This is a genomic window from Streptomyces sp. 13-12-16 (genome assembly GCF_002114215.1).
Lineage (GTDB): Bacteria > Actinomycetota > Actinomycetes > Streptomycetales > Streptomycetaceae > Streptomyces.
The window spans coordinates 21,169-25,429 of sequence record NZ_NCTE01000657.1 but is presented as its reverse complement, the minus strand read 5'-3'; the positions used below and the strand labels follow the sequence as shown (position 1 = coordinate 25,429).

The window sequence follows — 4,261 nt, the reverse complement described above, 5'->3', positions numbered from 1 at the left end:
GCGTTCGCGGCGGCCATGGGGCGGCCTGCCGTGTCCGCCGCCGAGGCGGCGCGGCGGGCCAGCTGCGCAGCCTCGCGCAGCTCCGGCGAGCCGATCCGGTCCCCGAGCAGTTTCCGCAGCGCGCGGTCCATCGCGCGGCTCCGGGCGTCCAGGACCTGGTCGGGCGTGGCGGTCCGCCAGGCCGGTGCGGTGTGGCGCTCCACCATCCGCGGGCTGAAGCTGTAGAAGAGGGCGTTCACCAGCCGCGGGCCGGCCGGACCGAGCGGTGCGGCGCGGTAGGCGAAGTAGCTCGGCCAGCGTTCGTCGGTGGCGTAGCCGAGAGCCGCGGCCTCCTCCGATGCCTCCGGCGCGTAGTAGAGGGTGGCGTGTACCGGTTCCAGTAGCTGCCACATCTGTCGGACCGTGCCGAGGCCGTGCGTCATGGCGCTTCCTTCGCTGTCACTGTCGCTGTCACGCGTCCCACAGGAACTTGACGCTGACTAGATTGCGTCACCGCCCACATCTTGTCAATGGCTAGATCTGGGGTAGCCTGCCGCCCATGGCTGCAACACCCGCTTACCATCACGGAGATCTGCGCCGGGCCGTCCTCTCCGCCGCACTGGACGTCATCCGCAGCGACGGCGTCGCCGCGATCAGCCTCCGCGGCCTCGCCCGCCGCGCCAAGGTCTCACACGCCGCCCCCGCCCACCACTTCAAGGACAAGGCCGGGCTGCTGACCGCGATCGCCACGGAAGGTTTCGAACTGCTGGCCACCGCGCTGACCGTGGTGCCGGCCGACACCACGCACCGGCTGCGCGAACTGGGGGCGCAGTACGTCGAGTTCGCCCTCGGTCACCCGGCCCACTTCGAGGTGATGTTCCGGCCCCAGCTACTGCACGGTGACGACCCGGAGCTCGTCGCCGCAAAGAAGCGGGCCTTCCGCGCACTGCGCTCCGGTGTCGAGGGCCTTCCCGCCGCCGGCCGTCCCGATGCCCGACGCGCCGCGCTGGCCGCCTGGTCGCTCGCCCACGGCTTCGCCACCCTGCAGCTCGGCGGCAGCCTCCCGGCACTGGACGACGATCCCGTCGAGACGTTCAGCACGCTCGTCGCCGCCTACCCCACCACGGACCGACCGTAGCCCTCCCCCTTCCCCCGATCTCATCCTGCGCCGATCGACCCCACCCGCGGCGTTGACGGGCGTGCTCGCGAGGAGGACGGTGACAGCGACGGCCAGGCCGAGCTCGTCCACGGCCAGGTGTCGGCGTACGCGTTCCGCTCCCCCGTTGCGTACGGACGGACGTCACCAGGTGTCCGGCCACGTCGAGCGCCGCGCACGGCCGATGGGTGACGCCGACTCAGTTGAGCAGTGCGTCTTCCAGCTGCGCCTGCTCCGCCTCGTTCAACTCGAGTTCGGCCGCCTCGGCGGAGTCCTGGATCGATGCCGGACGGCTGGCTCCAGGCACCGGGATCACCGTCGGGGAGCGGGCCAGCAGCCAGGCCAGGGCGACCCGCTGCGGGCTGACGCCGTGTTCGGCCGCGATGCGGTGGAAGGCGGTGCCCGCAGAAGCCGGTCCGGGCGGTCCGTCGAGGGAGCTGCGGGAGATGCCGCCCAGCGGGCTCCAGGGCAGGAAGGCCAGCCCCATCCGCGTACTCAGCCGCAGCTCGGGCTCGGCGTCGCGCACGGCGGGCGAGTACCGGTTCTGCACGGAGACGAGCCCGTCGCCGAGGATCGCGCGCGCCTCACGGATCTGGTCGGTGTCGACGTTGGATATCCCGGCGGCACGGATCATGCCGGCGTCGAGCAACTCGCGCAGCGCGCCCACGGACTCCGCCCAGGGCACGGCCGGGTCCGGCTTGTGCAGTTGGTACAGCCCGATGGCCTCCGTGCCCAGCCGCTTCAGGGAAGCCTCGGCGGCACGCTTGAGGTGGGCGGGGGTGGCGGTGACGGTCCAGCTGCCGTCGCCGGGGCGTCCACGGCCGCCCTTGGTGGCGACGAGGACGCCGGAGGTGTCACCGCCGTAGCGGGCCAGGGCGCGGGCGATGAGAAGTTCGTTGTGGCCCTCCTCGCCCGCGTGCCAGTGGTAGCTGTCGGCGGTGTCGATGAACGTGACCCCGGCGTCCAGGGCAGCGTGGATGGTGGCGACGGCCCGCTCCTCGTCCGGGCGGCGCTCGATGGACATCGGCATGGCACCCAGGCCGACAGCGCTGACGGTGGTGTTTCCGATCGTGCGGTAGCGCATGGTCCCGGTGTCCTCAGGTGGCGGGGGCGTCGGACGCGTCGAGGGCCTCGGCGACGACACCGGGAAGCCAGTCGGCGGTGTGTGAGAAGGAGAAGCCGAGGCCCTTCGCGCGGGCGTTGCTCATGGCGTAATGGCGGTCGAAGGAGAACGGCGAGGCCGGCTCGCCCGCGGCAACGCTCCGGTACACGGCCTTGCGGCCGACCTGTGTGGCGATCAAGGCACCCAGGCCGTGAACGTCGAGCGGGCCGTCGGAGCAGGCGTTGACCGGGCCGGTGACGCTGGTGACCGTGGCCACCCACAGCAGCAGGCCCGCCAGCTCCTCGTAATGGATGAAGACCGTGGGCAGCGCCCCGTCGTGCACCAGGATCTGCGTGCCCTGGGTGATGTGTCCGATGTAGTGCGCCAGCCGGCCGGTGAACTCCTGGGCGCCGCCACCGAGCACGTGGGCGCTGCGCACGGCGGCGTAATCGAACCCGGGATGCTGAGCGAAAACGGCCTCCGCCTGGCGCTTGCCCTCGGCGTAGTGCGCCTCCAGGTACGCCGCGTCGTGCCAGGGCAGGTCCATGCGCGCCCGCCACGTGGCAGGATCCACGGTCTCCTCCGGCACCGGAGTGCCGTGCGGGACGGTAGGCGACCCGGCGGTTGCCGGATCATAGACCTCGATGGTGGAAGTCATGACGTAGCGCCGGGTGCGACCGTCGAAAGCAACGCAGGCGATGGCGGCCTGAACCGGGGTGTAGCAGACCTGGTCGACGACCACGTCGAAGGTGCGGGAGCCGAGCGCGGCGATCAGGGCGGCCTCGTCATCGCGGTCGACGACGAGGTGTTCGACACCCGGCGGCGTCGGGGTCGAACCGCGGTTGATCACCGTGACCTGGTGACCGGCCGCCTGCAGGCGTTTCACCAGGAGCTTCCCGAAGTACCGGCTTCCGCCGATCACGCAGATCCTTTGCATGCGCCCATCCTGAACACCTACCGTCGTCAGCAGAAGTGCCTGCTTACTGAATACGCATCAAGGAAAACTGTTGATCGATGTGCAGCGGCTGCGTGTCCTTCGGGCCGTGGCGGAACACGGCAGCTTCAACCGGGCGGCGGCAGCCCTCCGTCTCACCCCCTCGGCCGTGTCCCAGCACGTCGCCGCCCTCGAACGCAGCCTCGGCGCCCAGGTCGTGGCGCGCAGCACCCGCGGAGTCACCCTCACCCCGGCCGGCCGGATCATGGTCGGTGCCGCCGAGTCGGTCGCCGCGGAGCTCGAACACGCCAAGCAGCAGGTCGACCGGCTCGGCAGCGGTCGCACCCACCTCACCATCGCCACCTTCACCAGCGGCGGCAGGCTCCTCCTGCCCGACGCACTCGCCCACCTCGCTACAGCCCATCCCGGCACCGTGGTCCACGTCAGGGAGGCCGAGCCCGAAGACAGCCTGCCACTGGTCCGCCAGGGCGCCGTGGACCTCGCCCTCGCCTACCACTTCGACGGCCCGCTGCCCGGCCGGAACGCCGGCTTGGCGTGGACGGCGCTCATGGACGACCCTCTGCATGTCGTCCTGGCCGAGGGCCATCCCCTGGCCGCCCGCGAAGCCCTCGACATCGCCGAACTGGCAGCCGAGCCCTGGGTGCTCGGCTGCCTGAAGACCGAGACCTACTTGCGCCGCTACGCCGAACGCGCCGGATTCGCCCCGGAGATACGCGGCACGACGACCGACTACTTCTTCGCCCGCTCCCTCGTCGCTGCCGGCGTCGGCATCTCGCTGATCCCGTCCATCGCGCAGACCCCGCAGATGGCAGGGGTACGCACCGTTCCGATCACGCCGCCGGCACCGACCCGCCACCTCGGCGTCGCCACGATCCACCGACGCAACAACCCTCAGGCCAGAACGCTGATAAAGGCCCTCCAGGAACGGGCAGCGGCGTTGGACGAAAACTGACCCCACACGCCACGAACCGGCCTCATCCGTCCGTGCGTGGCCGTGCGCGATCACGCATACGCCGACACCGGGCCCCGCTTGCGGCCCGGCACCCGTTCGCGGTGTCCCGGTCCGGTC

General features: G+C 71.2%; 4 protein-coding genes and 1 pseudogene. 2 read left to right on the top strand and 3 right to left on the bottom strand.

Translation table 11 applies throughout. The annotated features are described in order from the left end of the window. Positions 1 to 422, bottom strand: a pseudogene (locus B7767_RS25335) (hypothetical protein); the annotation flags it as partial. Positions 423 to 538: 116 nt separating this feature from the next. On the opposite strand from B7767_RS25335, the gene B7767_RS25330 reads away from it, so the two are divergent. Beyond that, the gene (locus B7767_RS25330) at positions 539 to 1,117 is read left to right on the top strand and encodes a TetR/AcrR family transcriptional regulator (protein ID WP_085574217.1); all 579 of its coding nucleotides are present in this window, start codon (positions 539 to 541) and stop codon (positions 1,115 to 1,117) included. 217 nt (positions 1,118 to 1,334) lie between these two features. Here the strand turns inward: B7767_RS25330 and B7767_RS25325 are convergent, their stop codons facing one another. Further along, entirely contained in the window at positions 1,335 to 2,219 is an 885-nt protein-coding gene (locus B7767_RS25325) for an aldo/keto reductase (RefSeq protein ID WP_085574216.1), read from the bottom strand. A gap of 13 nt (positions 2,220 to 2,232) precedes the next feature. Continuing rightward, on the bottom strand, positions 2,233 to 3,174 hold the full coding sequence (locus tag B7767_RS25320; RefSeq protein ID WP_085574215.1) for an NAD-dependent epimerase/dehydratase family protein: 942 nt from the start codon (positions 3,172 to 3,174) through the stop codon (positions 2,233 to 2,235). A gap of 70 nt (positions 3,175 to 3,244) precedes the next feature. Here B7767_RS25320 and B7767_RS25315 point away from each other — a divergent pair, with 70 nt between their 5' ends. Continuing rightward, positions 3,245 to 4,144, top strand: a complete 900-nt coding sequence (locus tag B7767_RS25315; protein ID WP_085574214.1) for a LysR family transcriptional regulator — start codon at positions 3,245 to 3,247, stop codon at positions 4,142 to 4,144. Positions 4,145 to 4,261 lie beyond the last annotated feature (117 nt).

What these genes read in the sequence shown, in the direction of transcription:
- B7767_RS25320 (WP_085574215.1), bottom strand. Translation starts at nt 3,174, where the DNA reads ATGCAAAGGATCTGCGTGATCGGCGGAAGCCGGTACTTCGGGAAGCTC.
- B7767_RS25330 (WP_085574217.1), top strand. Translation starts at nt 539, where the DNA reads ATGGCTGCAACACCCGCTTACCATCACGGAGATCTGCGCCGGGCCGTC.
- B7767_RS25325 (WP_085574216.1), bottom strand. Translation starts at nt 2,219, where the DNA reads ATGCGCTACCGCACGATCGGAAACACCACCGTCAGCGCTGTCGGCCTG.